The sequence below is a fragment of the Chitinophaga sp. S165 genome (genome assembly GCF_003182155.1).
In the GTDB taxonomy this organism is placed as follows: Bacteria; Bacteroidota; Bacteroidia; order Chitinophagales; family Chitinophagaceae; genus Chitinophaga.
This window is the reverse complement of the sequence record NZ_QGTG01000004.1, coordinates 483,959-510,950: the sequence shown is the minus strand read 5'-3', so window position 1 is coordinate 510,950 and position 26,992 is coordinate 483,959. Positions and strand designations below refer to the sequence as shown.

21 protein-coding genes are annotated in these 26,992 nt (G+C 45.0%); 13 read left to right on the top strand and 8 right to left on the bottom strand.

Annotated elements, in window-relative coordinates; all coding sequences use genetic code 11:
* Nucleotides 1-124 precede the first annotated feature (124 nt).
* Together C7475_RS19325 and C7475_RS19320 are read left to right on the top strand one after the other, a co-directional pair.
* Nucleotides 125-1,303 carry a PLP-dependent aspartate aminotransferase family protein gene (locus C7475_RS19325; protein ID WP_110055023.1) on the top strand — a complete coding sequence of 393 codons (1,179 nt, stop codon included), beginning with the start codon at nt 125-127 and terminating at the stop codon, nt 1,301-1,303.
* A gap of 81 nt (nt 1,304-1,384) precedes the next feature.
* A complete protein-coding gene (locus tag C7475_RS19320) occupies nt 1,385-2,581 on the top strand; it encodes a homoserine dehydrogenase (protein ID WP_110055022.1) in 1,197 nt (398 codons plus the stop codon).
* 95 nt (nt 2,582-2,676) lie between these two features.
* Here C7475_RS19320 and C7475_RS19315 read toward each other — a convergent pair whose 3' ends face one another.
* From C7475_RS19315 to C7475_RS19300, 4 genes are all read right to left on the bottom strand, one after another.
* Complete coding sequence (locus C7475_RS19315) at nt 2,677-3,258, bottom strand: nucleoside triphosphate pyrophosphatase (RefSeq protein WP_110055021.1); 582 nt, start codon at nt 3,256-3,258, stop codon at nt 2,677-2,679.
* Complete coding sequence (locus C7475_RS19310; protein WP_110055020.1) at nt 3,258-4,199, bottom strand: geranylgeranylglycerol-phosphate geranylgeranyltransferase; 942 nt, start codon at nt 4,197-4,199, stop codon at nt 3,258-3,260. Before C7475_RS19310 ends, C7475_RS19315 begins: the two co-directional genes overlap by 1 nt.
* 55 nt (nt 4,200-4,254) lie before the next feature.
* Entirely contained in the window at nt 4,255-4,776 is a 522-nt protein-coding gene (locus C7475_RS19305; protein WP_110055019.1) for an HAD family hydrolase, read from the bottom strand.
* A 119-nt stretch (nt 4,777-4,895) separates the two neighbouring features.
* On the bottom strand, nt 4,896-5,660 hold the full coding sequence (locus C7475_RS19300; protein WP_110055018.1) for a Rossmann-like and DUF2520 domain-containing protein: 765 nt from the start codon (nt 5,658-5,660) through the stop codon (nt 4,896-4,898).
* Nucleotides 5,661-5,966: 306 nt separating this feature from the next.
* Between C7475_RS19300 and topA the strand changes: the two genes are divergently transcribed.
* Complete coding sequence (topA, locus tag C7475_RS19295) at nt 5,967-8,321, top strand: type I DNA topoisomerase (protein WP_110055017.1); 2,355 nt, start codon at nt 5,967-5,969, stop codon at nt 8,319-8,321.
* Between the two features lie 23 nt (nt 8,322-8,344).
* On the top strand, nt 8,345-9,232 hold the full coding sequence (locus tag C7475_RS19290) for a transglutaminase-like domain-containing protein (RefSeq protein WP_110055016.1): 888 nt from the start codon (nt 8,345-8,347) through the stop codon (nt 9,230-9,232).
* A 75-nt stretch (nt 9,233-9,307) separates the two neighbouring features.
* On the opposite strand, the gene C7475_RS19285 is transcribed toward C7475_RS19290, so the two are convergent.
* A complete protein-coding gene (locus C7475_RS19285) occupies nt 9,308-11,434 on the bottom strand; it encodes a carboxy terminal-processing peptidase (RefSeq protein ID WP_110055015.1) in 2,127 nt (708 codons plus the stop codon).
* A 301-nt stretch (nt 11,435-11,735) separates the two neighbouring features.
* Here C7475_RS19285 and C7475_RS19280 point away from each other — a divergent pair, with 301 nt between their 5' ends.
* Nucleotides 11,736-12,998 carry an MFS transporter gene (locus C7475_RS19280; RefSeq protein WP_110055064.1) on the top strand — a complete coding sequence of 421 codons (1,263 nt, stop codon included), beginning with the start codon at nt 11,736-11,738 and terminating at the stop codon, nt 12,996-12,998.
* 4 nt (nt 12,999-13,002) lie between these two features.
* On the opposite strand, the gene C7475_RS19275 is transcribed toward C7475_RS19280, so the two are convergent.
* Nucleotides 13,003-13,497, bottom strand: coding sequence for a YkgJ family cysteine cluster protein (locus C7475_RS19275; RefSeq protein WP_110055014.1), 495 nt, complete (start codon nt 13,495-13,497; stop codon nt 13,003-13,005).
* A gap of 244 nt (nt 13,498-13,741) precedes the next feature.
* Here C7475_RS19275 and gcvP point away from each other — a divergent pair, with 244 nt between their 5' ends.
* Nucleotides 13,742-16,612, top strand: a complete 2,871-nt coding sequence (gcvP, locus tag C7475_RS19270; protein WP_110055063.1) for an aminomethyl-transferring glycine dehydrogenase — start codon at nt 13,742-13,744, stop codon at nt 16,610-16,612.
* A 209-nt stretch (nt 16,613-16,821) separates the two neighbouring features.
* On the opposite strand, the gene C7475_RS19265 is transcribed toward gcvP, so the two are convergent.
* Nucleotides 16,822-17,361 carry a hypothetical protein gene (locus C7475_RS19265; protein WP_110055013.1) on the bottom strand — a complete coding sequence of 180 codons (540 nt, stop codon included), beginning with the start codon at nt 17,359-17,361 and terminating at the stop codon, nt 16,822-16,824.
* A 449-nt stretch (nt 17,362-17,810) separates the two neighbouring features.
* Here C7475_RS19265 and C7475_RS19260 point away from each other — a divergent pair, with 449 nt between their 5' ends.
* The 5 genes from C7475_RS19260 to C7475_RS19240 all read left to right on the top strand — a co-directional run bounded on the left by C7475_RS19260 (nt 17,811) and on the right by C7475_RS19240 (nt 24,506).
* Nucleotides 17,811-18,656 carry an HmuY family protein gene (locus C7475_RS19260; protein ID WP_110055012.1) on the top strand — a complete coding sequence of 282 codons (846 nt, stop codon included), beginning with the start codon at nt 17,811-17,813 and terminating at the stop codon, nt 18,654-18,656.
* A gap of 63 nt (nt 18,657-18,719) precedes the next feature.
* Nucleotides 18,720-19,883: a hypothetical protein gene (locus C7475_RS19255; RefSeq protein ID WP_146217597.1), complete on the top strand. Its 1,164-nt coding sequence runs from the start codon at nt 18,720-18,722 to the stop codon at nt 19,881-19,883.
* Between the two features lie 27 nt (nt 19,884-19,910).
* Nucleotides 19,911-20,915, top strand: coding sequence for an IPT/TIG domain-containing protein (locus C7475_RS19250; RefSeq protein ID WP_146217596.1), 1,005 nt, complete (start codon nt 19,911-19,913; stop codon nt 20,913-20,915).
* Nucleotides 20,915-22,117 (top strand): hypothetical protein, encoded by a 1,203-nt coding sequence (locus tag C7475_RS19245; protein WP_110055009.1) that lies wholly within the window; start codon nt 20,915-20,917, stop codon nt 22,115-22,117. Before C7475_RS19250 ends, C7475_RS19245 begins: the two co-directional genes overlap by 1 nt.
* A 25-nt stretch (nt 22,118-22,142) precedes the next feature.
* A complete protein-coding gene (locus C7475_RS19240) occupies nt 22,143-24,506 on the top strand; it encodes a TonB-dependent receptor (RefSeq protein ID WP_110055008.1) in 2,364 nt (787 codons plus the stop codon).
* Nucleotides 24,507-24,523: 17 nt separating this feature from the next.
* Here the strand turns inward: C7475_RS19240 and C7475_RS19235 are convergent, their stop codons facing one another.
* Nucleotides 24,524-25,513 carry a helix-turn-helix transcriptional regulator gene (locus tag C7475_RS19235; RefSeq protein WP_158286549.1) on the bottom strand — a complete coding sequence of 330 codons (990 nt, stop codon included), beginning with the start codon at nt 25,511-25,513 and terminating at the stop codon, nt 24,524-24,526.
* 430 nt (nt 25,514-25,943) lie between these two features.
* Here C7475_RS19235 and C7475_RS19230 point away from each other — a divergent pair, with 430 nt between their 5' ends.
* Together C7475_RS19230 and C7475_RS19225 are read left to right on the top strand one after the other, a co-directional pair.
* Nucleotides 25,944-26,462 carry a hypothetical protein gene (locus tag C7475_RS19230; RefSeq protein ID WP_110055006.1) on the top strand — a complete coding sequence of 173 codons (519 nt, stop codon included), beginning with the start codon at nt 25,944-25,946 and terminating at the stop codon, nt 26,460-26,462.
* 138 nt (nt 26,463-26,600) lie between these two features.
* The gene (locus tag C7475_RS19225; RefSeq protein WP_110055005.1) at nt 26,601-26,951 is read left to right on the top strand and encodes an MmcQ/YjbR family DNA-binding protein; all 351 of its coding nucleotides are present in this window, start codon (nt 26,601-26,603) and stop codon (nt 26,949-26,951) included.
* Nucleotides 26,952-26,992: the final 41 nt, after the last annotated feature.

The following is a 26,992-nucleotide window of genomic DNA, read 5'->3' as shown; positions in this document are numbered from 1 at the left end:
GAAGGCTCTTCCAACTACGGAAGGGCTTTTTTTATGCCCCTTAGGCTGGTTGTCATTGAAAGTATGAATGTCTGATTGAGCATTTGCCAACCAGGGTATGATAACAGTATAATTGCTTTGAAGATTGAAAATAGCTACTCAATTATTGCATAGTATCCCGGTGGATGAATTGACGGGCGCCATCTCCGTCCCCATCTACCAAACCTCCACTTTCGTGCAGGAATCTCCCGGGATCAACAAGGGATTTGAATTTTCCCGTGCCAATAATCCGACACGCAAAGTGCTGGAAAATATCATCTGCAGCCTGGAAGAAGGGCATGCAGGTTTTGCCTTCGCCAGTGGTATGGCAGCTATTGACGCTGTAATGAAACTGTTGAAAAGCGGCGATGAGATCATGGCAGTGGAAGACACCTATGGCGGTATTTTCCAGATGTTCCAGCATATGTTCGAACGCTTCGGCATCAAAGCAAATTTCGTTGATACCAGTAATACAGATAAAGTATTGGCAGCTATGACGCCCAATACAAAGATGATCTGGCTGGAATCTCCCACCAATCCTACCTTACGCGTATCAGATATCAAATCCATCAGCAAAATAGCTAAACAGCATAATGTATTGCTGGTAGTGGATAATACGCTGTGTACACCGCTGATACAGCAACCCATGCCTTTAGGCGCCGATATCGTGATACACAGCGCTACCAAATATCTTGCAGGTCATACAGACGTCATCGCAGGACTGGTAGTAGTGAATTCGAAAACACTGGCAGATCAGCTGCGCTTTAACCAGAACATTTCCGGTAGTATACTCAGCCCGTTTGAGGCCTGGCTGACCATCAGAGGTATTGAAACACTCTGTCTCCGGCTCGATAAACAATGTAGCAACGCTATGGCGATTGCAACCTGGCTGTCCACGCATCCTGCGGTGGATAAGGTTTATTACCCGGGACTGAGCACACATAAGAATCATCATATCGCGCGTAAACAACAAAAACAATACGGGGGACTTGTCAGCTTCTCTCTGAAGAGCGACAATATCAAGAATGCGATCCGTGTAGTAAACAGCACGAAATTATTCAAACTGGCCGAAAGCTTCGGCGGTGTAAAAAGTATGCTGGACCATCCGGCAACAATGACACATCGTAATATCCCGGAAGACTTCCGCAGGAAGACCGGCTTGCAGGATTCATGCATCCGCCTCTCCGTAGGTATTGAAGATGCAGAAGACCTGATCAATGATCTGAAACAAGCGTTGGACAAGCTGAACCTGCCCGCAGGAAAACAGATCACTGTATTGCAATAACTATCATTTATTAAAACATAATGCGGCTTGATCTATCAACCGGCCGCATCTAAAGGAGTACATAAGCACTAAGTATAGAACATGGAAAACAAGATCATTAATTTAGGCATTTTCGGATTTGGTTGTGTGGGACAAGGGTTATACGAGGTACTGAACAGAACAAAAGGTATCAATGCCCGCATCAAAAAGATATGTATCAAAGATCCTAACAAATCGCGTCCTATTGATGCAAGTTATTTTACTACCGATAAGAACGAAATCCTCAACGACCCTACTATTGACGTAGTCGTAGAGTTGATCAACGAAACAGAAGCAGCATTCGAAATAGTAAGCACTGCACTGCGTAATGGCAAAGCTGTTGTAAGCGCCAGCAAACGCATGATCGCAGAGAACTTGCCTGCATTATACCAGTTGCAGGTGGAAAATAAAGTTCCTTTCCTGTACGAGGCATCCAGCTGTGCAAGTATTCCTATCATCCGTAACCTGGAAGAATACTATGATAATGACCTGCTGAATGCTGTGGAAGGTATCTGCAATGGTTCTACCAATTACATCCTTACCAAAATATTCGAAGAGAACCTGAGCTTCGAAACTGCGCTGCAACAGGCACAGGATAAAGGTTTCGCAGAAACAGATCCTACCCTTGACATCGAAGGTTATGATCCTAAGTTCAAGATCGTGATCCTGTTGTTACATGCATTTGGTACGTTCGTAAAACCGGAAGAGGTATTCAACTATGGTATCCATCATCTGAATGATTTTGATATCCAGTTCGCCAAACAACGTAACTGTACCATTAAGCTGATCGGTAACTGCCGCAGGCAGAACGGGCATGTGAATGCATATGTATTACCGCATCTGATCAGGGAACATAACCTGCTGTACGATGTATACAACGAGTACAATGGTATCCTGCTGGAAAGCGCATTCACCGATAAACAGTTCTTTGTTGGTAAAGGCGCAGGTGGTACCGCTACCGGAAGTGCTGTATTATCAGACATCTCCGCTTTGCTGTACAACTACCGTTACGAGTACAAAAAGATCAAACAGTCTAATCAGCCTGCCTTTACAAATGATGTACAACTGAAAGTATATCTGCGTTACCGCACTGCGGACCAGGTACATCTGGCAGACTTCTATAACATCTCTGAAAAATACGAATCAGCTACCTATAGCTATGTTGTAGGTGTGATCAACCTGGAAAAGCTGAAAGAAGCAACCTGGTTAAAAAATAAGGATGTGAACCTGTTGGTACTGGGAGAAGATTCCGTACGCTAGTCTTCATTAATCAGCCATATAACGTGAGGGTATCAGTAGTACTGATACCCTCTTTATTTTTCTGGAAAAATCTAAAAAAGATGAAGCCGTAGTAGTTAGTTTCTTCCGGCGATAGCTTCCAAAGCTTCTACTACGTTGCTTACCGGTAATCCCATCACATTGTAGAAACAGCCATCGATACGATCTATACCCACCGCTCCTATCCATTCCTGTATAGCGTAAGCGCCGGCTTTATCATAAGGCTTGTAGTTATCTACATAGTACGTGATCTGTTCCGTAGTCAGTGGCTTGAAATGTACTTCGGTTTCTTTGGAGAAAAACTGTTCTTCGCCATGCTGTTTGATAACGACACCGGTGATCACACGGTGAACCCTCCCACTCAGGGCCGACAAGATACGGATAGCATCTTCCCTGTCTTTGGGCTTGCCGATGATAGTATCATCCAGCACCACAACTGTATCTGCTGTAATGATGATATCATCCGCAGCACACAGCTCCGCTACAGCGGCAGATTTCTGTCTGGCTATGTGAACAGGCACTTCGGGTATGGCCATATCAGCAGGAAAAGTTTCAGCAGTATCTACCACTTTCACTTCAAAAGGAATACCTGCCTGTTCCAGAAGTTGTTTTCTGCGCGGCGACTGCGAAGCCAGGATCACACGTTTTCCGGTATACATCAGAGGAATATTTTAAAGAAGATCATAGACAAGATACCTGTCAGCATCAGCCATTTTACTAAAGAACTGACTTTGTGATAATGCTCTGGTAAATGTGCCTTTTTCAACAATGTATAAATATAATAAGAAGGCGCCTGTACAAAAATTACCAGGTAGATAACAGCCGGCCACCAACCTATCAGCCCGATCCTTATTTCCACAAGTATCATCAGGACCTGTACTCCCAGCAGCAACATATAACAGATGCGTTTAGCCGGTTCCACTCCCCATACGATGGGGATAGTACGGCAACCGTCTTTACTGTCGCCGATCATATCTTCCAGGTCTTTTACGATCTCCCGCACCAGGGAAATGATAAACGCGAAGATGGCATATACGCTGATGATCTGGATCAGCTTTCTGCCTGCCGGAGAGAGGATAGCCTCGAAGCTTTCGTATATCTGCTTTTCGTAAAAGCCGACCACCACTACTGCCAGCGCTGTGAGTAAAGAGATCAGCACATTACCGATCAGGATCTGGCGCTTGAAGGAAGTGGAATAGAACCAGAGTATCAGTGAACAGATCACCTGGGTGAAACCCAGATAGATCTGACCGATACGCCAAGCCACGATAAAACCGATCGACACACCTGCCATATTAAATATTGTGTGCCAGGCCATGGCCCATCGGCGGTTGATGATCTTGTCAAGGACCATCTTTTCGGGTTTGTTAATAATATCTATGTTGATGTCGAAGTAGTCGTTGATGATGTTCCCTGCAGCCGCGATCAGTACGGTAGAAAGTGACAGCAGGAAAAAGGAAACCCAGGATAGGGACGGCCCTTCTCCGTTATACGCCAACACAGGCGCTACTACACAATATTGCAGCAGGAACTGGGTCAACGCTATGTAAATCAGATTCGGATATCGGACCAGCCTGAAAAAGGCAATCAGCAATTTCATAATTCAATAATTGCAGTAAATGTAATTCCACTTATATATAATACGGCCGCACCTGTTACCGGCTGGCGATCTCCTCGTCCATCATCCAGTGATCGTTCAGTTTGAGGACCTTTTCGATGATCTCCCGTACACAGCCATTGCCGCCGTTGATGGGCGACACATACCGGCAGATGCTCTTGATCTCGGGAGCGGCATCTGCAGGACATACCGGCAGGCCTACCAGCTGCATAGCCCTGTAATCAGGAATATCATCTCCCATAAATATGATCTCTTCCCAGCGCAGGTCATTTTCAAAGACATAGTCCTGCAACTTCTCCTGTTTATCCAGCACGCCTGTATAAATGTCTTTTATTCCCAGGCCCTGTAAGCGGCTCACTACACTTTCCGATCTTCCCCCCGAAATGATAGCAATACGGTAGCCCTTCTTAACTGCCAGTTGTAACGCATAGCCATCCCTGATATTCATCTTCCTTGACTGCTCACCGTTAGGTAGTAACTGTACAGTACCATCGGTCAGCACGCCATCAACATCAAATACAAAGGTGGAAATAGGTTTGAAAAGAGATAAAATGTTCATTGACGACAAAAATTAGATATCAGGAATTAAGGAATGAGAATCTGTGAGCTGTATAAGCCTCCGGTTTCCATGCTTAATTCCTGATTGAATTCGGCAAAAGTACCACAGATTTTTATATGTCAGCTGCGATGAAGATCATAAATACTATCTGACATGACCTGGTAGATCAATTTCAGGTAATCCTCATTTTCCAGCAAAGCACGGTGCCTGGACATGGTACTTTCATCGTTACGTACCGCCGGGCCAGTCTGAACAGCCTCGGGAGGAAATTTCTCCAGGCGGTCGAAGGTCTCCTTTATAATAGGTTGCAGTAACGTAAAATCCAGTCCCTCCTTTTCACAATAGCCTTTAGCCCTGGCTATCAGGTGGTTAGTGAAGTTATTACACAGTACGGCGGCCAGGTGCAACTGGAGGCGCTGATGTGAGTTAACTTCCTGAATGTCAGTACTTATACTTTGTGCTACCGACTTCAGCCTGCGCATTACCTCATCATTGGCAGCTTCCAGCAACAGTGGGATGGCAGGATAGTTCCGGATCTCCTTCCGGAGTGATTGTAACGGGTAAATTACGCCCGTATTGAGGGAAATTTTCTTAATGGCATCGAGGGGTACAGCTCCGGCAGTATGCACTACAAAACGTTTTCCCAGTCTCAGCTCGTCATTCAGTTCAGGGATAGCGGCATCATTGACGGCCATGATATACACATCTGCTTCCATATTAATGTCCAGCAGGTCGTCCGTACCGGTAGAATGCAGTGATTCCGCCAGCTCTACAGCGCTTTCCTTCCTGCGGCTGATCACCTGTAAGATCTGGTGACCGTGCAGCTTCAATAAATGACCAAAACAATGCGCGACATTCCCTGCGCCAATAATTACTATATCCATTCGGTTAAGGTTAAATATATATTATGGTGTATACCGGTTATTAGAAAGCAATGCGGAGGTATCGCACTCATATCTTTATATGGTTAGGCTACTTCCCGTTTCAGCAACGTTCTTATCCAGCAATTTAAGTATTAAACTGTTAATGGTTCATTTTTAATGATTTTATCAAAAATATTACATTTACCTTCAATGCGTTAAAACAGTCTTATTTTTTATTCTCAAGCTACTTTTATATACTTGCAAAATTCGTATTGGTATTTTTTATACGGAATTTTACGTATCTAGTAGCTCATAAAGACGGCATTCATGGCAAAAAATCTAGTAATTGTTGAGTCTCCGGCGAAAGCCAAGACTATCGAAAAGATACTGGGCAAAGACTTCGAGGTGAAGTCCTGCTTTGGTCACATCCGTGATCTGGAGAAGGACGATATGGGTATCGACATCCAAAACAACTTTAAACCTAAGTATACTGTACCTGAGGATAAAGAGAAGATAGTTAAGGAATTAAAGAAACTTGCGAAGGAAACTGACGAAGTTTGGTTAGCAACGGATGAGGACCGTGAGGGGGAAGCCATATCATGGCATTTATGTGAGGTACTGGGTCTTGATCCTGAAGTTACCAAGCGTATCGTTTTCCATGAAATTACCAAGCCTGCCATCGAAAAAGCCGTACAACAACCCCGCCTATTAGATATGAACCTGGTCAATGCCCAGCAGGCCAGACGTATTCTTGACAGAATTGTAGGTTTTGAATTATCGCCTGTGCTCTGGCGTAAGATGAGCATGCGTAATTCATTGTCTGCAGGCCGTGTGCAATCTGTAGCTGTGAGATTGATCGTTGAGCGGGAGCGTGAAATCAATACATTCAATGCCGTTAGCAGTTTTAGAGTAGAAGCTTTCTTTACTGCTAAAGATCTTCAGGGCAAAAATATTACTTTTAAGGCTGAAGGACCGACCCGTTTCAAAACTGCGGAAGATGCTGAAAAGTTCCTCCAGCAGTGTGTTGGCGCCGCTTATACGGTGAAGGACATACAGGTGAAACCCGGTAAGAAATCGCCGGCAGCCCCATTCACTACCTCTACCCTCCAGCAGGAAGCCAGCCGTAAACTGGGCTACAGCGTTTCCAAAACAATGTTGCTCGCCCAGAAGCTTTATGAGAGCGGTAAGATCACGTATATGCGTACTGACTCTGTGAACCTGTCAGATACAGCACTCGCAGATATTCAGAATGCTATCAATACGAACTACGGTCAGAAATATCATCAGCACCGTAAGTTTAAGAACAAAAATGAATCAGCACAGGAAGCGCACGAAGCCATCCGTCCTACCTATATGGAAAATGCGTCTGTTGACGACAGTGATACCAAAAAGCTCTATGAACTGATATGGAAACGTACCATAGCCAGCCAGATGAGCGATGCGGAACTGGAGAAGACCATTGCCAAAATAGACATCTCCACCAACCACGACGAACTGACTGCCAGTGGTGAAGTACTGAAGTTTGACGGATTCCTGAAAGTATATATGGAAGGTAAAGACGATGAAGATGTAAGTGATGAAGACGAAGATGATGGTTCTTTGCCGCCATTAGCAGTAAAACAGGTGCTCGACCTGAAAGAAATGAAAGCTACCGAACGCTTTACCCGTCCTGCCCCACGTTATACGGAGGCCAGCCTGGTAAAAAAACTGGAAGAACTGGGTATCGGACGCCCATCTACCTACGCTCCTACCATTACCACCGTTCAGAAACGTGGTTATGTAGAGAAACGTGATAAAGAAGGTATTAAGAGAGACTTCCGTATCATGACCCTGAAAGCTGACAAGATCACTAAGGTTACTGATACTGAAAATACAGGCGCTGAGAAATCCAAACTGTTCCCGACAGACCTCGGTATGATCGTGACAGACTTCCTGAACCAGTATTTTGGTTCCGTGATGGATTATGGATTTACAGCGAAGATCGAAGGCGAATTTGACGAAGTGGCGCACGGGAAAAAGATATGGAACAAAATGCTGAATGAGTTCTATACACCTTTCCATAAAGACGTGGAGAACACCCTGGAAAAGGCTGAAAGAGTGAAAGGCGAACGCCAGCTGGGTACTGATGCCGAAACCGGTAAACCGATCGTAGCACGTATGGGCCGTTATGGTCCGATGATCCAGATCGGTAAAGCGGAAGACGAAGAGAAGCCGAAGTTCGCAAAAATGAAGTCCACTCAAAGTATAGAAACTATTACTTTAGAGGAAGCAATGGAACTGTTCAAACTACCCCGCAACCTGGGTAAATTTGAAGACGAGGATGTACTGGTGAACATTGGAAGATTCGGTCCCTATGCAGCACATGATAAGAAGTTCTATTCCCTGAAAAAAGAAATGGACCCTTATACAGTGGAGTTAGATGAGATCGCGCCGCTGATAGTGGAAAAAAGAGCGGCTAAAGACGAACGTACGATAAAAATCTTCGAAAAAGAGAAGATCCAGATACTGAAAGGCCCCTACGGACCGTATATAAAACAGGGACTGAGAAACTATAAGATACCGAAAGAGAAAATTGACACCGCCGCCGATATAACACTGGAAGAAGCCAAAGCCATCATCGAAGATGTAAAGGCTAATCCTCCGAAGAAGAAGGCGCCACCGAGAAAGAAGAAGGCGGAATAAGTGAACACCTGTAGATTCATTTTATGCACGAGACCAAGGAAATAAATGCTTTGTTCCACCTGTTGGATGATCCTGATCAGGAGGTATATGATACTGTTGCCAACAAGATATTACTGTTTGGAAAAGAGATCATTCCTAACCTCGAGCACTTATGGGAAAACACGGTTGATGAATCTATCCAGGAAAGGATAGAACAGCTTATACACCGGGTGCATTATAAAGATCTGCAGGTATCCCTTCAACAGTGGAGTAAGGCGGAAACGCCCGACCTGCTTCAGGGTTCCATACTGGTAGCACAATACCAGTTTCCCGACATGCAGCCGAATAATGTTGTAGCCGAAATTGAAAGGATCAAACGGAACATCTGGCTGGAATTGAATAATTATCTTACGCCACTGGAACAGATCAATGTGCTGAACAGCATGATCTATAATTACTTCGGACTGAAAGGAGAAGAAGTAGCCTACGTACGTAAGAACCAGTTCTTCATTAACCAGGTCATAGAGTCCCGCAAAGGCAATCCGCTCACCAACGGCATCGTTTATCAGAGTCTTTGCGCTATGCTGGACCTGCCTGTATACGCTGTAAACATCCCCCGGCAGTTCATACTGGGTTATTTCGATACTTTCTATGATTTTACCGAAACGCCTAAACCTGACGACTACCGGATCCTGTTTTTCATAGATCCTATACAGGGTCAGATCTATTCACACCAGGATGTGGAAGGATACCTAAAGCGGATGTCTATTCCCCTGACACCATCCTATTATCAGCCGCAGTCTAACACAAGGATTATTCAGTTCCTGCTGGAAGAACTGCTGAAATGTTTCCAGGATGAAAAGGACGAATATAAGCGGGACGAGTTGAGAACGCTGATAAAGCAACTGGGAGATAAGGATAATATTGATTGAGCATTACCAATAACATTATAAAAAAGGCGGTCTGTTTAAAACAGACCGCCTTTTCATTTATACTTTAGTGTATGATTATTTGTTGGCTGGTTTACCCTGTAATTTAGGATAAGACAACGCGATCAGGTCATTCATCACATTTACCGCTTCATCCAGGTAGATATCTTTCTGTCTGAATTTCAACCAGTCTTTATTACGGGCCAGTTTCGCAGAATCAGCAGACAGTCTGTCCAGATCTACTTTAAGACTTGCGATGTTGAGTTCCTTTACTTTATCGTTCACGGCATCGTAACGTTTCAGGGCATTATTGTTAGTTTTCTGCTCTGTTTTGTACGTCTGCAGGTTCAGAGAGTAAGACTCCTGACCTTCCAGCTTTTTCAGGGTGCTGATGTTATCGTTCATCATCTTGAAAGCCTCGCTGGAAGCCATACGTTTTTCGCTATTCTTTTTCAGTGCTTCCACGGGAACTGGTTCGTACCACGGAGTGAAAGAAGCTTTCGGAATTTCATCCCATGCCAGTGCGTCATCGTCTTTACGTTCTGCCACTTCATAATATGGGTCCGGGAGCTGAATATCGGAAGCTACACCTTTCAGCTGGGTAGAACCACCGTTTGCGCGGTAGAACTTCTGCTGGGTCAGTTTAATAGCTCCCAGAGCGCCTATTTCTTTATTGGAGTAGAAGTCGTCCAGGTTCAGCATACGCTGTACAGTACCTTTACCGAAGGTATTGCTACCGATGATCACGGCACGTTTGTAATCCTGCATAGCAGCAGCCATGATCTCAGATGCGGAGGCGCTGTACTCATTCACCATAATGGCCAGCGGACCACCATACTGTACGCTCTTATCGCGGTCGCGGAGTATCATTGGATCACCACTGCGTGACTTCACCTGTACGATAGGGCCTTCCGGAATAAACAGGCCGGCCATCTGCACAACATCCTGCAGGGAACCACCACCATTGAAGCGCAGGTCAAGGATGATGCCCTCTACATTTTCTGCTTTCAGTTTAGTGATCTCTTTTGCTACGTCTTCAGCACAACGTGCGCCATTCCTGTCATTGAAGTCTGCGTAGAATTCAGGCAGGTAGATATAACCAAGTTTATGCTGACCGTTAATAATGGCTGATTTTGCGAAGGTGTCGTCAAGTACTACTTCGTCACGGGTGATGTCTATCACTTTTACCGTGCCGTCCACGCTCTTCACTGTCAGTTTAACAATGGAGCCTTTGCTACCACGGATAATCTTAACAGCATCTTCAACAGCGTAACCAGTAACGTCTACAGGTTCTTTATCGCCCTGTGCTACCTTGAGGATAGCATCGTTAGCTTTCAGACGGCCATCTTTCCAGCTGGCGCTACCTGTTACGACATTGGCAATCTTGATCTTGCCATCTTCTTCTTTTAACTGTGCACCGATACCAAAGAACTTACCGGCCATCTGCTCTTCAAAAGCCCTCTTTTCAGCGGGTGGGAAGAAATCAGTATGCGGGTCCATTGTGGTAGTGATGGCATTGATGAACATGCTGAAACGCTCATTATCGTCCTGCCTGTTTTTCAGACGGTCGAAATAACGGTCATATACTGTTTTAACTTTAGCCCTGGCTTCTGCTTCCAGGTCAGTATCGGTCTTTGCCTTTTCGGCTGGTTTATCCTTTGCGGCTTTATCGCGGGTTTCCTGCAACTCCGTAAATTTCTCCAGGGTACGGTACTTCAGTACTTTTCTCCAGGCTTCTCTACGCTCTTCCGCGTTTGCCGGGAAATCGACCTTGTCGGGGTCCAGCACTACCTTTTCATCTTTGCTGAAATCAAACGGTTTGGAAAGCAGCTCCGGATAAATGGAAGCGGCTTCGGTAACACGCTGTTTGATAATAGCATTAATGGCGTTAAAACAATCGAGTGGAGCACCCTGCAACTCGTCGTCGATATGCGTGGATACGGATTTAAGTCCGTCAACATCACTTTTCAGGAAAAACTTCTTTTCACTGTCCAGACTCTTCAGGTATTTATCGAAAACTTCTTTTGAGTAAGCATCATTAATTTCCTTCGGTTGGTAGTGTCCCTGAGTTAATATTTGTCCTACCAGGCCCATGATCACTTCGTATCTGCCTGGAGGATCTTCTTTATGCAGTTTGCTGAAAGCCAGAACCCCCATTGAGATCGTAAGCAGTGCAACTGGTATAATCACTTTCATTCTTCTCATAGAATCCAAAATTGAACGTCATCAAATATAGCATAAAATAGCCCATCCAACCAGAAGGGCAATTTGCTTTTAACAAAAGATTGAGAAACAGTGAGATGTAGCATAGTACGCAAGTAACTCGCATTTAACAGGTTGCCACATTTTACGGTTTACAGATGCTAAAACCAGACCAATTTCCGGAGGGGGACTTTATACATAAAAATAAACATCTTACGGGGATTTTACATTACCGTTTATCAGATTGGAATAGCAGGTAATGGGGCAAATTTTCTATTTTTGCGATGGCCATAAAAACTGCAAAGTGGAAAACCAGGAGACTACTACTATCAAGAACGACCCTTACGCATCGCTACGTTTACCAGAATTCAACTACTATCTCGTTATCCGTTTCGCAATGGTGTTTGCATTAGCTATGCAGTTCACCATTATAGAATGGAAAGTGAATGCACTGACGCATGATCCATTCGCATTGGGCCTGATAGGGCTGGCGGAGGTGATCCCGGCCGTGCTGGTGGCTCCTTTTGCCGGGCACATTGTGGACAAGCGTGAAAAGCGCGGTTTATTGATACTGGTTGTAATCGCCTATATTATCATGGGGCTGGGGTTATTCCTCCTTACCTGGGACAAAGCGGTGACCGGCATTTCTACACATTGGGTACTGAATATGATCTATTTGCTGGTATTCCTGGGTGGTGTGGCAAGGGCTTTTCTCAGCCCTGCAAACTTCTCTATGCTGGCGCTGATCGTGCCCCGGAATCTGTATGCCAATGGCTCTACCTGGAGCAGTAGCGCCTGGCAGATAGGCGGGATGGCGGGTCCGGCACTTGGTGGGCTCTTCATCTATCTTTTTGGTATTCACTGGTCTATGCTGATCGTAGTGGGCGTTTTCCTTGCCCCTTTATATAGCCTGATCAAAATCAAACCTAAACCTATTCACTATAAAGAACAGGGCGAAAGCTTCTTTGACGGTTTAACGAAAGGAATGCGTTTCGTATGGAAAACCAAGGTGGTATTGAATGCTATGGCGCTGGACATGTTTGCGGTATTGTTCGGGGGTGCGGTATCTATGCTGCCCATCTTTGCAACGGATGTACTGCATGTAGGGTCACTTGAATTTGGCTTTTTGCGGGCAGCGGTGGCGGTAGGTTCGCTCACCACTATGTTCATCCTGGCTTACAGACCCCTGGTCAATAACCCGGGACTTAAGCTATTGGCGGCCGTTTTCGGTTTCGGGCTGTGTATTATCGTATTCGGAGTTTCCACAAGTTTTGCCATCTCCTTCATCGCATTACTGATCAGCGGTGTACTGGACGGTATCAGTGTGATCATCCGACAGACCATTCTCCAGCTCAAAACGCCGGATGGCATGCGGGGACGCGTAGCAGCGGTAAGCTCCATGTTCGTAGGTTCTTCCAATGAGCTGGGTGCCTTCGAGAGCGGTCTTGCCGCCCGTTTGATGGGATTGGTACCGTCAGTCGTATTCGGCGGTTGTGTTACCCTGGGGGTAGTGATCACCACTTATATCATTTCGCCGGCTATGCGTAAGCTGGACCTGAAGCCTTAAGTGGCTATAGCTTTGTGATCTTTTTCAATCTCTCCAACACATAAAATACGGCCGGACAGATGGTACTATTCAGGTAAGTGATGTTCGGCCGCTTGATAAAATCGAAGCTGTCTGTGTAAGGATAGTTCTCACAATCACCCGGACGGGCGTCGTAAATGCTACAATAGTTATCAGCATCAAGGAATGGACATGGGCTGAATTTCACAACATAATCCCCGTCTTCATCCATGCGCAGATATTGGTCAATAAAGGCGGATTCCTTCATGCCCTTATACTTGGCAATGCGTTTGATATCGGGCATCTTAAATCTCGGGCTGATCGTTTTGCAGCAACCCGCACATTTCAGGCAGTCGATATGACTGAAAGCCTCATCGTGCAGTTCTGGCAGCAGCTTCTCCACTCCCCTTCCCCTTTTCGTTTGCAGTTTCTGCAGGAACTGCTTGTTAGTTTTCTGCTGCTCCTGGGCTTTCTGTTCCCAGTTTGTAAGTAATTCGTCCATCGGACTGCAAAGATAGGAATTAACAGATAGTTGACAGAACATCATGAGGCCTCCTGGCAATGCCTATGAACTTGGAATACCCTATCCGTATATAGAAGGGCATCACCTTACACGCTCATGACAATTGAGGTAAATTCCTTCCTGCATTTATCACCGCAATTTCTCCAACAACCGCACTGGTTTGGCCATTGCTGAAAAACGTTATAGCTTTGCACATTCTTTTCTAACATACCTGCTTTACATCATGAATCTTTTTGATATACAACAAACTGAATTTGTTGGCCGTCATATCGGGCCAAATGAAGCTGAGACCAATCATATGCTGGATACCATCGGAGTATCTTCCCTGGAAGAGCTGGTGAGCAAGACCGTACCGGGAGCTATCCGCATGCAGCATCCGCTGGCGGTACCAGCAGCGATGAGTGAGAGTGATTACCTGCGCCATCTGAAAGAGGTATCACTGAAGAATCATGTATTCCGTAATTATATCGGTCAGGGTTATTACGACACGATCACTCCCAGCGTGATCCTGCGTAATGTGTTTGAAAATCCAGGATGGTACACCCAGTACACTCCATACCAGGCTGAAATTGCACAAGGCCGCCTGGAAAGCCTGCTGAACTTCCAGACAATGGTAAGCGATCTGACAGGTCTTCCTATTGCGAATGCATCCCTGCTGGATGAAGCCAGTGCAGCTGCAGAAGCCATGGCCATGTTCTTCAGTGCGCTGAACAAAGATCATGATAAACTGAGCCGTCCGAAGTTCTTTGTAGACGCTCATACATTCCCGCAAACACTCGACGTTATATACACCCGCGCTACGCCACTGAACATTGAGGTAGTAGTAGGCAATTACAACACAGCAGCAATCGACGACACTTACTTCGGTGCACTGGTACAGTATCCGAACAGCATAGGTGGCGTAGAAGACTATCGCAGCTTTGTTGAAAGGGTTCATGCGGCAGGCGCTTATGTAGCAATGGCTACTGACCTGCTGGCGTTGACACTGCTGACACCTCCGGGTGAACTGGGTGCTGATGCTGCATTAGGTTCCGCACAGCGCTTTGGCGTACCATTAGGCTTCGGCGGTCCGCACGCTGCATTCTTCGCTGTCAAAGACGACTTCAAACGTTCTATCCCCGGCCGTATCATCGGTGTGAGCATCGATGCACAGGGCAACCGCGCATTGCGTATGGCGCTGCAGACCCGCGAGCAGCACATCAAACGTGAAAAAGCAACTTCTAATATCTGTACTGCACAGGCTCTGCTGGCTAATATGGCCGCTATGTACGCTGTTTATCATGGTCCTAAAGGGCTGAAGAACATCGCTACACGTGTAGCTATCCTGACCAATGCACTGGCTGAAAAGCTGAGAGCTAAAGGACTGGAACTAGCTGCTTCCTTCTTCTTCGACACGATCGAAGTACGTGTGAGCAACAGTGCTGCTATTAAGAATAAAGCAGAAGCGATCGGCATTAACTTCTTCTATCCTGAAGCTGGCCGCGTTGTCATCTCTCTCGATGAAACCGTAACCATCCAGGATGTGAACGATATACTCGGCATCTTCGAAGCAGGTAAATTAACCAGCAACAGTGCTGAACTGAAGGCTACCAGCGTTCCTGCCGGACTGGAAAGGAATTCTCCGTACCTGACCCACCCGGTATTCAACACACATCACAGCGAGTCTGAAATGATGCGTTATCTGAAACTGCTGGAAAACAAAGACCTTTCCCTGAACACATCAATGATATCACTGGGTAGCTGTACCATGAAACTGAACGCAGCTACAGAAATGATCCCATTAAGCTGGAGCCATTGGAGCAAAATGCACCCGTTTGCACCTAAATCCCAAACCGGCGGTTATCAGCAGATCGTGGATGAGCTGAGCGATTACCTGTGTAAAGTGACTGCTTTTGACGCCTGTAGCCTCCAGCCAAACAGTGGCGCCCAGGGCGAATATGCTGGTTTGCTGGTAATACGTGCATGGCATGAAAGCAGAGGCGAAGGGCACCGTAATGTGATGCTGATCCCTATTTCTGCACACGGTACTAACCCTGCATCTGCAGTAATGGCAGGTTTCAAGGTGGTAGTGGTGAAAGCGCTGGAGAATGGTTACATCGATGTAGCCGACCTGAAAGCGAAAGCTGCACAGTATTCACAGAACCTGGCAGGTATCATGATCACCTACCCTTCTACCTACGGTGTGTATGAAGAAAGTGTAAAAGACATTTGTGAAGCTGTACATGAACACGGTGGACAAGTATATATGGACGGCGCCAATATGAATGCACAGGTAGGTCTGACCGCTCCTGGTCTGATCGGTGCAGACGTTTGTCACCTGAACCTCCACAAGACATTCGCTATTCCTCACGGCGGCGGTGGTCCTGGCATGGGCCCCATCTGCGTGGCAAAACATCTGGCGCCTTTCCTGCCAGGTCACGTTAGCCTCGATACCAAAGCACATGCTAACGCAGTTTCTGCGGCCCCATATGGCTCCGCCAGCATCCTGCTGATCTCTTATGCATATATCCGCCTGCTGGGCACAGATGGCCTGAAAAAGGCATCCCAGTTCGCTATCCTGAACGCCAACTACATGAAGGCGCGTCTCGAAAAAGCATACGATATCCTGTACAATGGTGTTAACGGCACCTGTGCGCATGAATTCATCGTTGACCTGCGTCCATTCAAAGCCTCTGCAAGCGTAGAAGCAGAAGACGTAGCAAAACGTTTAATGGACTACGGTTTCCATGCGCCAACCCTCAGCTTCCCTGTACCAGGCACTATTATGATCGAGCCTACAGAAAGTGAGGATAAAGGTGAACTGGACCGCTTCTGCGACGCTATGCTGTCTATCCGCGAGGAAATTGCTGCAATTGAAAACGGCGCTGTTGACAAACAGCAGAACGTACTGAAACATGCGCCACATACACAGTTCGTAGTAACTGCCGATGACTGGACCCGTCCTTACACACGTCAGCAGGCAGCTTATCCGCTGGAATATGTGAAACTGAATAAGTTCTGGCCGTCTATCAGCCGTGTGAATAATACCCACGGAGACCGTAACCTGATCTGTACGTGTGAGCCAGTTAGCTCTTATGCAGAAGCAGAAGCGTAATAAGGAAATTTGAGCACTGAAAGATAAAGTCCTGTAGGTAATGCAGGCGTAAAATATAAGCGGCGGTATCGGAAGATATCGCCGCTTTTTTTTGTGATGATAACCCCGCCTCAAGAAAGCCTGGAAATTCGTACGTTTTAGTCACGGCAACGCCTATCCGCTTTTAACGTGGAACAGAAAGAAGGTATTTGTAAACAGTGAAGAGGCTTTTAGGTAAGCTGTAATTCCTTTACCGTTCGATTCCCTGGTAAATTTTTCGCTACCACAATGACCCTACCGCCTGCTGGCAGTGCAGTGGCTTTATAATGCCAGTCTACTCCATTCCAGCCCAAAAATGCACGCCCACTCTCAGTAACAACACCATCAGCGTCTACTACCTTTACCTCCACTTCTGCTACCCTAAACTCATTTTGGGTAGTCACTACAACCTGCTCACCTTCTAATCTGATATTCTGGACTTCAGGACTGCGATACGCATCCTTGACAGCTATATTATAGGCATTTTGCCCAGGCCCTGCCAGCGACTGATAGTAAGCCTTTATCTGCGGGTCTTCCATCATCAGCTGCGCCCGTGCTGAAGCAATGGTCATCTTAAGCCTTGCTTCCAGCTGCTTTTGCGTAGGCTTTTTCCTTGAAGGGCCGCGTTTCTTCGCCATAATGATCTGCCCATTCCGTTCATAGATCGTGATTTGTCTGCCCAGGGAACCCCGGACAAGTTGCATGAGGATATTGTCTTTAACAATGGCCATAAAAAGGTCGTTTTGAGGTTAGTGATATAAGTTTTCTATATCGTTCCTCAAAGGTACGTATAAGGATATTAAATCGTCATTAAAATATCATTTAAAGGGCACTTCAATATCGATTTGATATATAAATGACCTTTTGATATCCTTTTGATACCCTTTTAGTAGCCTTATATGAAGCTGATAGGAAGCCTATCAGAACACTGTAGAAGGATAACTGTGCTAAGTGAACTGCGATGCGGGAGGTAATGGGATATAGCACTTGTCTGATGGGGACGTTCTGAATATCTGCTAAACGCACCAATCGTCAGGTATTCAACCTGATCCCTCCTCCAAGTTTTCCGGCAATGGTATAAATCTTATCCAGTTTCTCCGGCTATGGTAATAAGTTTCAATCAACTTTGCCGCCGATATTCCAAGCCATGCCAACCATTATGCGTCTTCAAAACAAATTGATGATACCCAGGATTATTTATTGCCTTGCCATTACGATGATGCTTTGCAGTGCATGCGGTAAAGTATACGATCTCAATGGCATGGACTGGGAAGCTGACGTACCGCCAAGTGATTCAGCCTTTAACCGCGAAATACAGATACTCGACCTGGGCGCTCATTTGCCGGAAGGGCATGAACCATTGGACGACGAAGATCCTATGTTCTTTAGTCTCGAACGTTTTTCTTCCATTGGAATAGGATACAGAAGTACTGAGCGTTGGGATATTGCTTTCAGCGGTATGTTCCGTACTACCATCTCTGGCAATAACGGTACAAAAAGCGGCTTCGGTTATGGCACCTCTGCTATCGGAGGCATCGTTGTATTAGACGCCGCATTTGACGATGTAACTGAAATTCCGGACGACAGCCAGTTTAAATATCCCGGGCAAACAGGACTGGATGATCAGGGGGCTTTCGGGTCGCCACTGGGACATGTGGTGTATACATTCGGCGGTAATTTCCTGCGTCCCGACAAGATGAAAGATATTGATAACCCCGATCCTGCAGCACAGGCGGAAGTTGTCAAATACCAGCACATGATGTATTGTCTCTCGCAGGTAACGGTGGATACTTTTAAAAATGTACGTCAGTTAAGACCGCGGACCATCATCATCAAAACAGCCAAAGGCAACTATGCTAAAATGGAAACCCAAAGTATGTACCAGGGCATCTTGGATCCGATGGAAATGCGTAGAGATAAGAACATCAAAATGCCGGTGTACAGTTTCAGGTATGTACTTGCAAAAGCGGATGAACGGCGTTTCGGTTTCATGATCAATCGTCCAAAACTTACTATAAAGTTATAGCACCACACTTTACTCTGGATCAGGTTAATAAACAACATACAGAACTCTCCATACATGAATACGATGAAACAATCAGTAAACAGGTCCAGGCAATACTACGTGCTGGCAACCATGGTGATGATATTCACTTCGGTATTATCCTGCAAGAAAACAGAAGTGGTTCCTTACGAACGGACATCCAATAACACTATCCTGGAATATAAGGTTACCAATGCAGCCGATACTCTTTTCGGTGCGATCGATAACATCAGGAATACCATCACACTCTATATTCCCTACTATGTGGGTATTGACTATGTAGTGCCGGAGATCGTGATAGACAAAGATGCGAAGCTGTTAGATGCTGCCGGAAATGTCATCAATTTAGATGGTGGAATAGCACCTGTTCCACTTGATACTACAGGATATACTTATACTGTTTCCGGAAGTGACAGTACTAAACGTAAATACACCCTCGTCCTGCGGATTGCACCACATCCGGACAGTTTAAAAGTTGGCTACGTATTCACACAACCAGGCAGCACAGAGATAGACTACGATTCTTCTATAAGAAGGGCAGTATATGGTAGATTACCTATCTATGGTAACTTAGGTTCCACCAGCGCCAACGCAAAATTCACATTGACGAACAGGACTACCGGTCAGGTTTATACAGATATACTGAAAACATATGAAGTAACGCCGGGTGCAAATTATTACACCATGATGCTGGATATTTCTGCTGATGCTGATAGCGGATATTACAACGTAAAAATGGAACACCAGGGACGCACAGCGCAGTTACCTCCTATTCGCCTCGTATACAATAAACCTAAGTTCACGAATTTAAAATCCACATCTGTATATGCACCGGGCGACACTGTTACATTCGCAGTACAGGGGCGTAATACAAACGACACTCAGAACGGATCGCTCATTGGCCTTGACAGGGTATATATGAAATTCGTTAAGTCCGGGTTTAATTTCGGCGGCTCCTATCCTGCTACCTTCCCTGACGATCTGTTTGGACAGCAGCTGGGAATGAAGATCATCAGCAGTAGCCGTACAGAAGTAAAAGCTGTTTTCCCGGAACTTCCAGCCGGCGCTATCGGCTCTTATATATACTCCTTTACAATAGATTACCCGGGAATAGGTTTCTATTTCGATTTTAAGGATGAAACAGGCTGGGGAAAAGATAACATGCTTGCCACTATCGGCCGGATATTCACAATAACAGCGAAAAAATAAGTCCATAACAGATAAGATATGAATACCATGAAACGATTTTCACAACTCGTACCGGCGCTTTGTATAGGTGCATTTCTGTTACTGCAGGGCTGTAGCAAAACTGAATATGAGTATGAGAAACGCCCTTATAAAAATATTGAAACCTTTGCGCTGGTAGGCTATGCCGGCGACTCAATAAACGCTACTATCAATAACGGAGAAATCATCATCTATTGGGCGGCCGAAACAAACATTCCGGCTACGATCAAGCCCAATATAGTAGTCTCACCTTCAGCCACTATTTCGCCTGCATCAGGAACAGAAGTTGTTTTCAGCACGGCGACTATATATACAGTTACTGCGGAAGACGGATCTAAACAAACATACCGGCTGAAACCAGTGATCAATCACGCTGTACCACGCATTTCGCAAATAAGTCCTAATAACCTGCACTGGATCTCCGGCACTCAGGTGAACGTTAGCGGAGAATATTTCCTCTCCGGCGATACTGCCGATGTACATGTGTATGCGGAACGCCTGAGCGATGGTTTTGAATTTGACCTGCCAATAGACTACACAAAACTTACAATGACCAACATTGTTGCCAATCTTCCTGAATATTCTGATATCCTGGATACAGGTGTGCATAAGATCCGTGTAAAAATTGGCAATCGTATCTCTGATGAAAAACTGGTCAATATCCGCATGCCTGATATTGATTTCAGTGGCCTGTTACATCTTACTTTCGAAAATGCAGGTCAACAGGTTTCTGCCGGCGATAGTGTCACCCTCAAGTTCTGGGATGATTACAATGGGAATGTCAGCAAATGGTATGCGAAAAAGTTCACTAAGCTGGTGATTGAAAATTACCAATTTGAGGCAAATGCATTAATACAGACAGACAGTACGATCAAATTCAAAATACCTGATTATCCGATCGACAGACAACCAGCGAGCGTAATACTGTATCACATAAATCCATATTACGATCTGACATATCTGGCCAAGATATTGAGTTGGGATGCATGGCCAATAATTCCTGTAAAACAATAATGAAGAAGATATTTTACACAGCAGTAGCAGGTACCCTGCTACTTGCTGCGTGTTATAAACCGGAGGAAAACATTGTCAATTACGAAGACCAGCGAAGTACCGTAGTATATGATCTTCCGGGCGACACACTGGCTTCCGACGGATGGGAGAACAAATATGAAACAGGTGATACTTATATGCGCCTGCGTTATTACAACTCTTCATGGACTGACTCCATCCGTATTGTGCCGTGGAGAAATGAGAAGATCAATGCGGCAGTTGGTATAGACACCAACAGCGAAGAAGGTATTACATGGCTAACTTCTGCTGCATCACATCCTGTTAATCCCGCGGAGAACAATGCCTATAGTAACACTGCAGATGGAAAGGATTATATATTCCGCAGTGGCGCATGGTACCAGATGAATATAGATAGTTATACTCCTGAAAAAGACGGTATATCTGTTAACTGGCGAGGTTCTGCAAAACAACCTCCCATACATCCTGAAGCCAGCTGGGCCTATCATGATGGTGATAATCAACGTGTGTATGTCTATTCCGGTAAGGCATGGGCACTGCTGGTAAACAACGCTAATTACCGCAGCAATGTAGATTTCCTCCAGGTTCAATATAGCAAAAGCGGCAAGGAAACAGGCAGATATAACATGTTCCTGTTCCGCTTCAGTGATCATAGTCAGCAGTTCATTCGTGATGCGGCAGATTCTGCCCGTTATCTGAAAACGGATAAATGGGACATTGCTTTCACTGAAAACTTCAATGGCCTCATCTGGTTGAATAATGGCAGCTACAATAAGAACCCGGGATATGGCAGTCCTGTCACCAGCACATCCGTAATCATGTATACGTATGGCTATGAGTTTATGGATGAAGCACCGGCAGATAGTCTTTTTGACGCAGTACCTGCCTATAACATGCAAATGGGCTATTCATCAGAGTATGGAGAAGGTGTGAATGCATGGTATGAATACAGCACCACCACTCACGTAGCGCAGCCCTTCCCATACAGAGCATATTATTTGCGGCTACAGCACATTGACCCTGTTAGCGGCAAGAGCTCTTACAGATACGGCAAACTGCAAATGATCAGTATGTATAAAGGAGCACCGGAAGTAGTAACCGATCTCAATTGGCCTTCGCCTTATTTCACATTCCGCTATTTCATCCAGGAAGATGGGAGCCGTAATCTGAAAACAAGGAATTAAGCCTGTAAACTACTAATTGCAAATCATGAGAGTAATTATAATGCTTGTACTGTGCTTCACCGATATACTTCCATTGTGGGCGCAGGAGATCACATTACAGGGAAGGATCACCGACGCGGCAGGGAACAGTATGCCCGGCGTGATGGTAAGTATCCAACCGTCCGGAAAAACAGTAACCAGCAATGACCTGGGGCAATATCAGTTTACAGGATTAACAGCGGGTGTGGTCACCATCACATCACGGATCATGGGCTATAAGATGCACAAAGAAACATTCAGGGTATCTGCGTCCATGCACACCAAAGACATCCGGATGGAAACAGACAAGCGCGACCTGAAACAGGTAGATGTTGTTAGTCAGCGGGTAGCCAATGCAAATGCTGAAACATTGATAAAGATTGAAAACAGCATTATGCCTGTGACGATTATCGACCGTCGTACTATTGAGTTAATGGGCAGCCGCAGGCTCGATGAAGTATTGAAGGAACAAACAGGCATAGCGATCGTAAATGATATAGGAGGAGGCTCACGCTCTATTGGTGTGCAAATGCAAGGGTTCGGTAGTGAATACGTCATGGTACTGATAGATGGTCAGCCAATGATTGGACGCAACAGCGGTAATTTTGACCTCTCCCGCATCAGCGTGTCGAATATTGAACGCGTGGAAATAACCAAAGGAGCGGCTTCTAACTTATACGGCGGAGACGCATTGGGCGGTACTATCAACATCATTACGCGTCATATCGTTTCCGACCCGCAGGCAATGGCTGCCATCAGCTACGGCAGCAATGAAACAATAGATGCTACAGCGGAGGGAGAAACACCTTTCATGAATAAAAAAGGCAGTGTCTCAGTTAGCACCAACTACTATCATACAGGAGGTTTCAATACCAGTACCGGCACTATAAAAGGTACCACAGCCCCACCCTATGACAACTATGCGGCACAGGGACGTTTGCGCTACAGGTTTAATGAAAAGAACCTGTTGTCTGTAAGTGGCCGCTATGGTTTAAGGCGAAGTTTTATGACAAAAGATTATGGCGCAAGTTATATTACGAAAGATGTGCTGGATGAAAAAGACCTGAACCTGTCGGCTACATTCGATCACCGTTTTAATACCCGTTGGCGGAGTATGACCCGTTACTACTTTACCCGCTACGATGCTGACATGAGCATTGCTCTTACCCAGGGCGACAGCATTAGTCAAACGGCATTCGGACAAACACTTCACCGGCTGGAACAACAGGTATCATACACACTGAATGAGAAGCTGGACGTTGTGGGAGGTGCAGGAGGTAATATAGAACAGATAGATCAGAACATTCTGACAAACGTGAACAATATCAAATCATACTTTGCATATACACAAGCTAACTGGAAGATCACTTCTAAGCTGGAATCTACGCTCGGGCTTCGGTACGATCAGATTGTAGACTATGGCTGGCGTCTGGACCCCAGTATGGCCTTACAATATAAAATACTACCTGTATTGAGTTTAAAAGCCGCGTATGGAACAGGTTTTAAAGCTCCTGACATGAAGAAGTTATACCAGGTGTTTTACAATCCATCCTACAATTACATGGTAGTGGGTAGTGCTGTACTACGCAACATTGTGAATCAGATGATGGCTTCAGGACAGATCAGCAAATATGAACTGGAGCCGGTATACAATGAAATAAAAGGAAAAGCACTGGAAGCTGAGATGAGCAAGTCTTACAATCTCAGTCTCACCTGGGAAACACCGGGGAAAAATATAAGAGCAGAAGGTAGTGTGTTCTATCATGATATCACAAACCAGATCAATAATGTTTTAATAGGTACTGACATGAATGGCCGGGCACTTTATTCTTACCGAAATAATGCAAAGGCGTATTACAAAGGCGTGGAACTGTCTGTCAGATACACACCTGTTGCAAGTTTGAGTATCAGTGGTGGATATCAATACCTGGTTGCTAAAGATAAAACGGTAGAAGACGAGATCCGCGAGGGCGGGAAATATTATTCTCCACTGTTCGACCCTAAGACCGGTTATGTTAATTACACCCCTTCCGGCAAAGATTACTGGGGTATTGAAAACCGTTCCAGACATATGTACAATGTCCGTGTATTCTATACCTACCGCCCGTTGAATTTAAGCGCCAATGTGCGGGTTAATTACCGGGGTAAATATCCTTTCAGCGACAGGAACAATAATGGCTATATAGACCGCTTTGATACGTTTGTAAGAGGATATTATTTGCTGAATGCAGGCCTGGAGAAAAAGTTATTGGCAGATCATCAGTTATCGCTTCGTTTCAATGCAGAGAACCTGCTCAATTTTATTGATGCGAAAGTACCATCACAGCCCGGACGTGTTTTCTTTGTAGGTGCTGCTTACAATCTGCGTTGATCTGGTTGATCCGGAAGCTATTTCCTGATCTTACCTGGCCCTATGCCAAAGTGTTTTTTAAATGCACGGTTGAAATGAGATACATGTTTATACCCGATAAGATTAGTAACGACGGTAATGGAAACACCTGACTCCAGTAGCTCCTTCGCCTGATTCATTTTGATAAGATGGAGATAACCAAAAACGGTTGTGCCGAACACTTCTTTGAAGTGTCGCTTCAGATAGGCATCATTAGTCCCGACCTGGTGCGCCAGGTCTATCAATGAACATGGGCTTTGCAGGTTAGAAGCGATGATATCTCTTGCATGATGCATACGTTCAACATCAACAGAACGGAGTGCTCCCGGCTTTTCATCTCTTCCACGGCTTGTGGTGAAGCTTTGCTCGAAGGCATCCAGTTCAATGGACAGAAGCTCGCCTACCTTACTTTTGATGTATAGCTGTTTGTACCTTCCATCCAAAGGGCAATTGATCATTTTGTATAAAATGTTGTTGCTCTCGGTTTGCAGGAAGAGATTTGACTTGCTCATCGGGGTCGGTTCATTCCGCTCAATACTCTTGTGCAGCAGTGCATAAAAAGGATGTTCCTGGGGAAGATAATCAAGCATTAATTCAGGACTGATACCCAGCTCAAAGATCTCTAACCGTTCTCCGGGCTGCCAGTTAAGATGTACATGTTCTTTCGTTAAAAACAAGTAGTTATATTCTTTCTTTTTAAACGATGATAGTCGTTGCTTACCATTGTTCACTTCATAACTTTTGTTGCCGCTGATAGTATAGGTAAGCTGTATGAATGGGTTCGTATTTTCTATAATGACCTTTCCCGGTACAGTGGATGTTACGTTGTAATAACCAAGATTGATACCATCAGGAGAAGAGAGTTCATGTACAATCCCGTTATGGCCTGGCTTATTTACAGACCGGCGTCTTTCCTTTACCGGACTATTGTCCGCCTTGTATATATCAAAACTACAGAACATCATGGCCGGTTTTTTCTCTAAAAGCATGTCTTCCATTTGGCAGGGATAGATTTATCTGGGTTGACCAGTCAGATAATCACCACAATACTATGCGTTTTACCGTCATAGCATTTTACGCAATTGGGAAAATTTTACTTATTAAATCGTAACCCTCTTATTTACAACCATATATCAGAAGATGAAATTCCGTTAATGGTAATTTATTCCGTTAATGGTAAAGATGTTTTCAGATGAGGAAAATTTGAGTACCGGCGCTGCAATTTGTGCGTTGCCACACAATTCTGTATCTGCTGATTTGTCTTTTGTATGTAATATCCCGGAGTTTCTATAAAAAATCTTTTCCTGATTACCAAGATCTTAAGTCACACTAATACTAAGTTGACAGGATTCGCGTAAACATTATCATTATTTTAATAATATTTTATATAAATTAGATATAAGAAAAACCAATATACTTATGCAGGATTACTCTTTTATGACCACCGAAGAGATATTTCATCTTCAGGATGCGTTGAAAAAGAACACTAGGCAGATCTACAAATTCATTGCTATCGGCGTGTTTTTAGTGATTATCGCCGCTTTTGTACCTCAATTCTTTCTTGCCAAACGTCTCAGCGACGAAGAAATCAATCAGTCCTTGTTCTCCTATAAGAACGTGTGGTTCTGGGTTTGGCTAATGTCTTTTGTATTAGTGCTGATCTTTGCATTGATCAAGGTGACGGATGTACGTTACTATACGATCAAAAAGGATCTGACCAAATTAGAGAAAGGACAGATCCAGGTACCGCTGGAAATGATCTACCAGGGTAACAATGAGATGCAGACCAGCTTCATTGTAAAACAGGAAGGTGTACGGAAAAGAAAACGGTTGTTTTACTGGATGCGTGGCAGACTGGATGATTTCAAAGCCGGTCAGCAGGTAGAGATCGTATACGGGCGTTATTCCCGCGTGATCCTCGCTATCACCAAGCTTTAAATTCATCATAAACCAACCATATCTGCTGCATGTAGTGAACTATCAACCTCTATTTATAACAAGGGCCAATCTTCCAGAAGGTTGGCCTCTTTTTTTTATCTTTGACCGTATCTAGCTTGACTTCACATTACTACGGATATGAATATTGAACAATTCCGGGAATATTGTTTATCGTTGCCAGGCGTTACGGAAGAGTTTCCGTTCGGTGAAGAAACTCTTGTATACAAGGTAAAAGGTAAGATGTTCTCACTCACTAACGTTGATAGCTTTGACTCGATCAACCTGAAGTGCGATCCTGAAATAGCGGTTGAACTAAGGGAACGATATGACGGTGTTACACCCGGCTATCATATGAATAAGAAACATTGGAATACGGTAGACGTACATTCCAATATACCAAGCCGTTTGCTCTATCAGTGGATCAGAGACTCTTACGACCTGGTAGTAAAATCATTGCCCAAAAAAGACAGGGAGAGCCTGTCATCCTAAGAACACAGACAAACTGTCCAGACCTAACAAAATCATTAAAA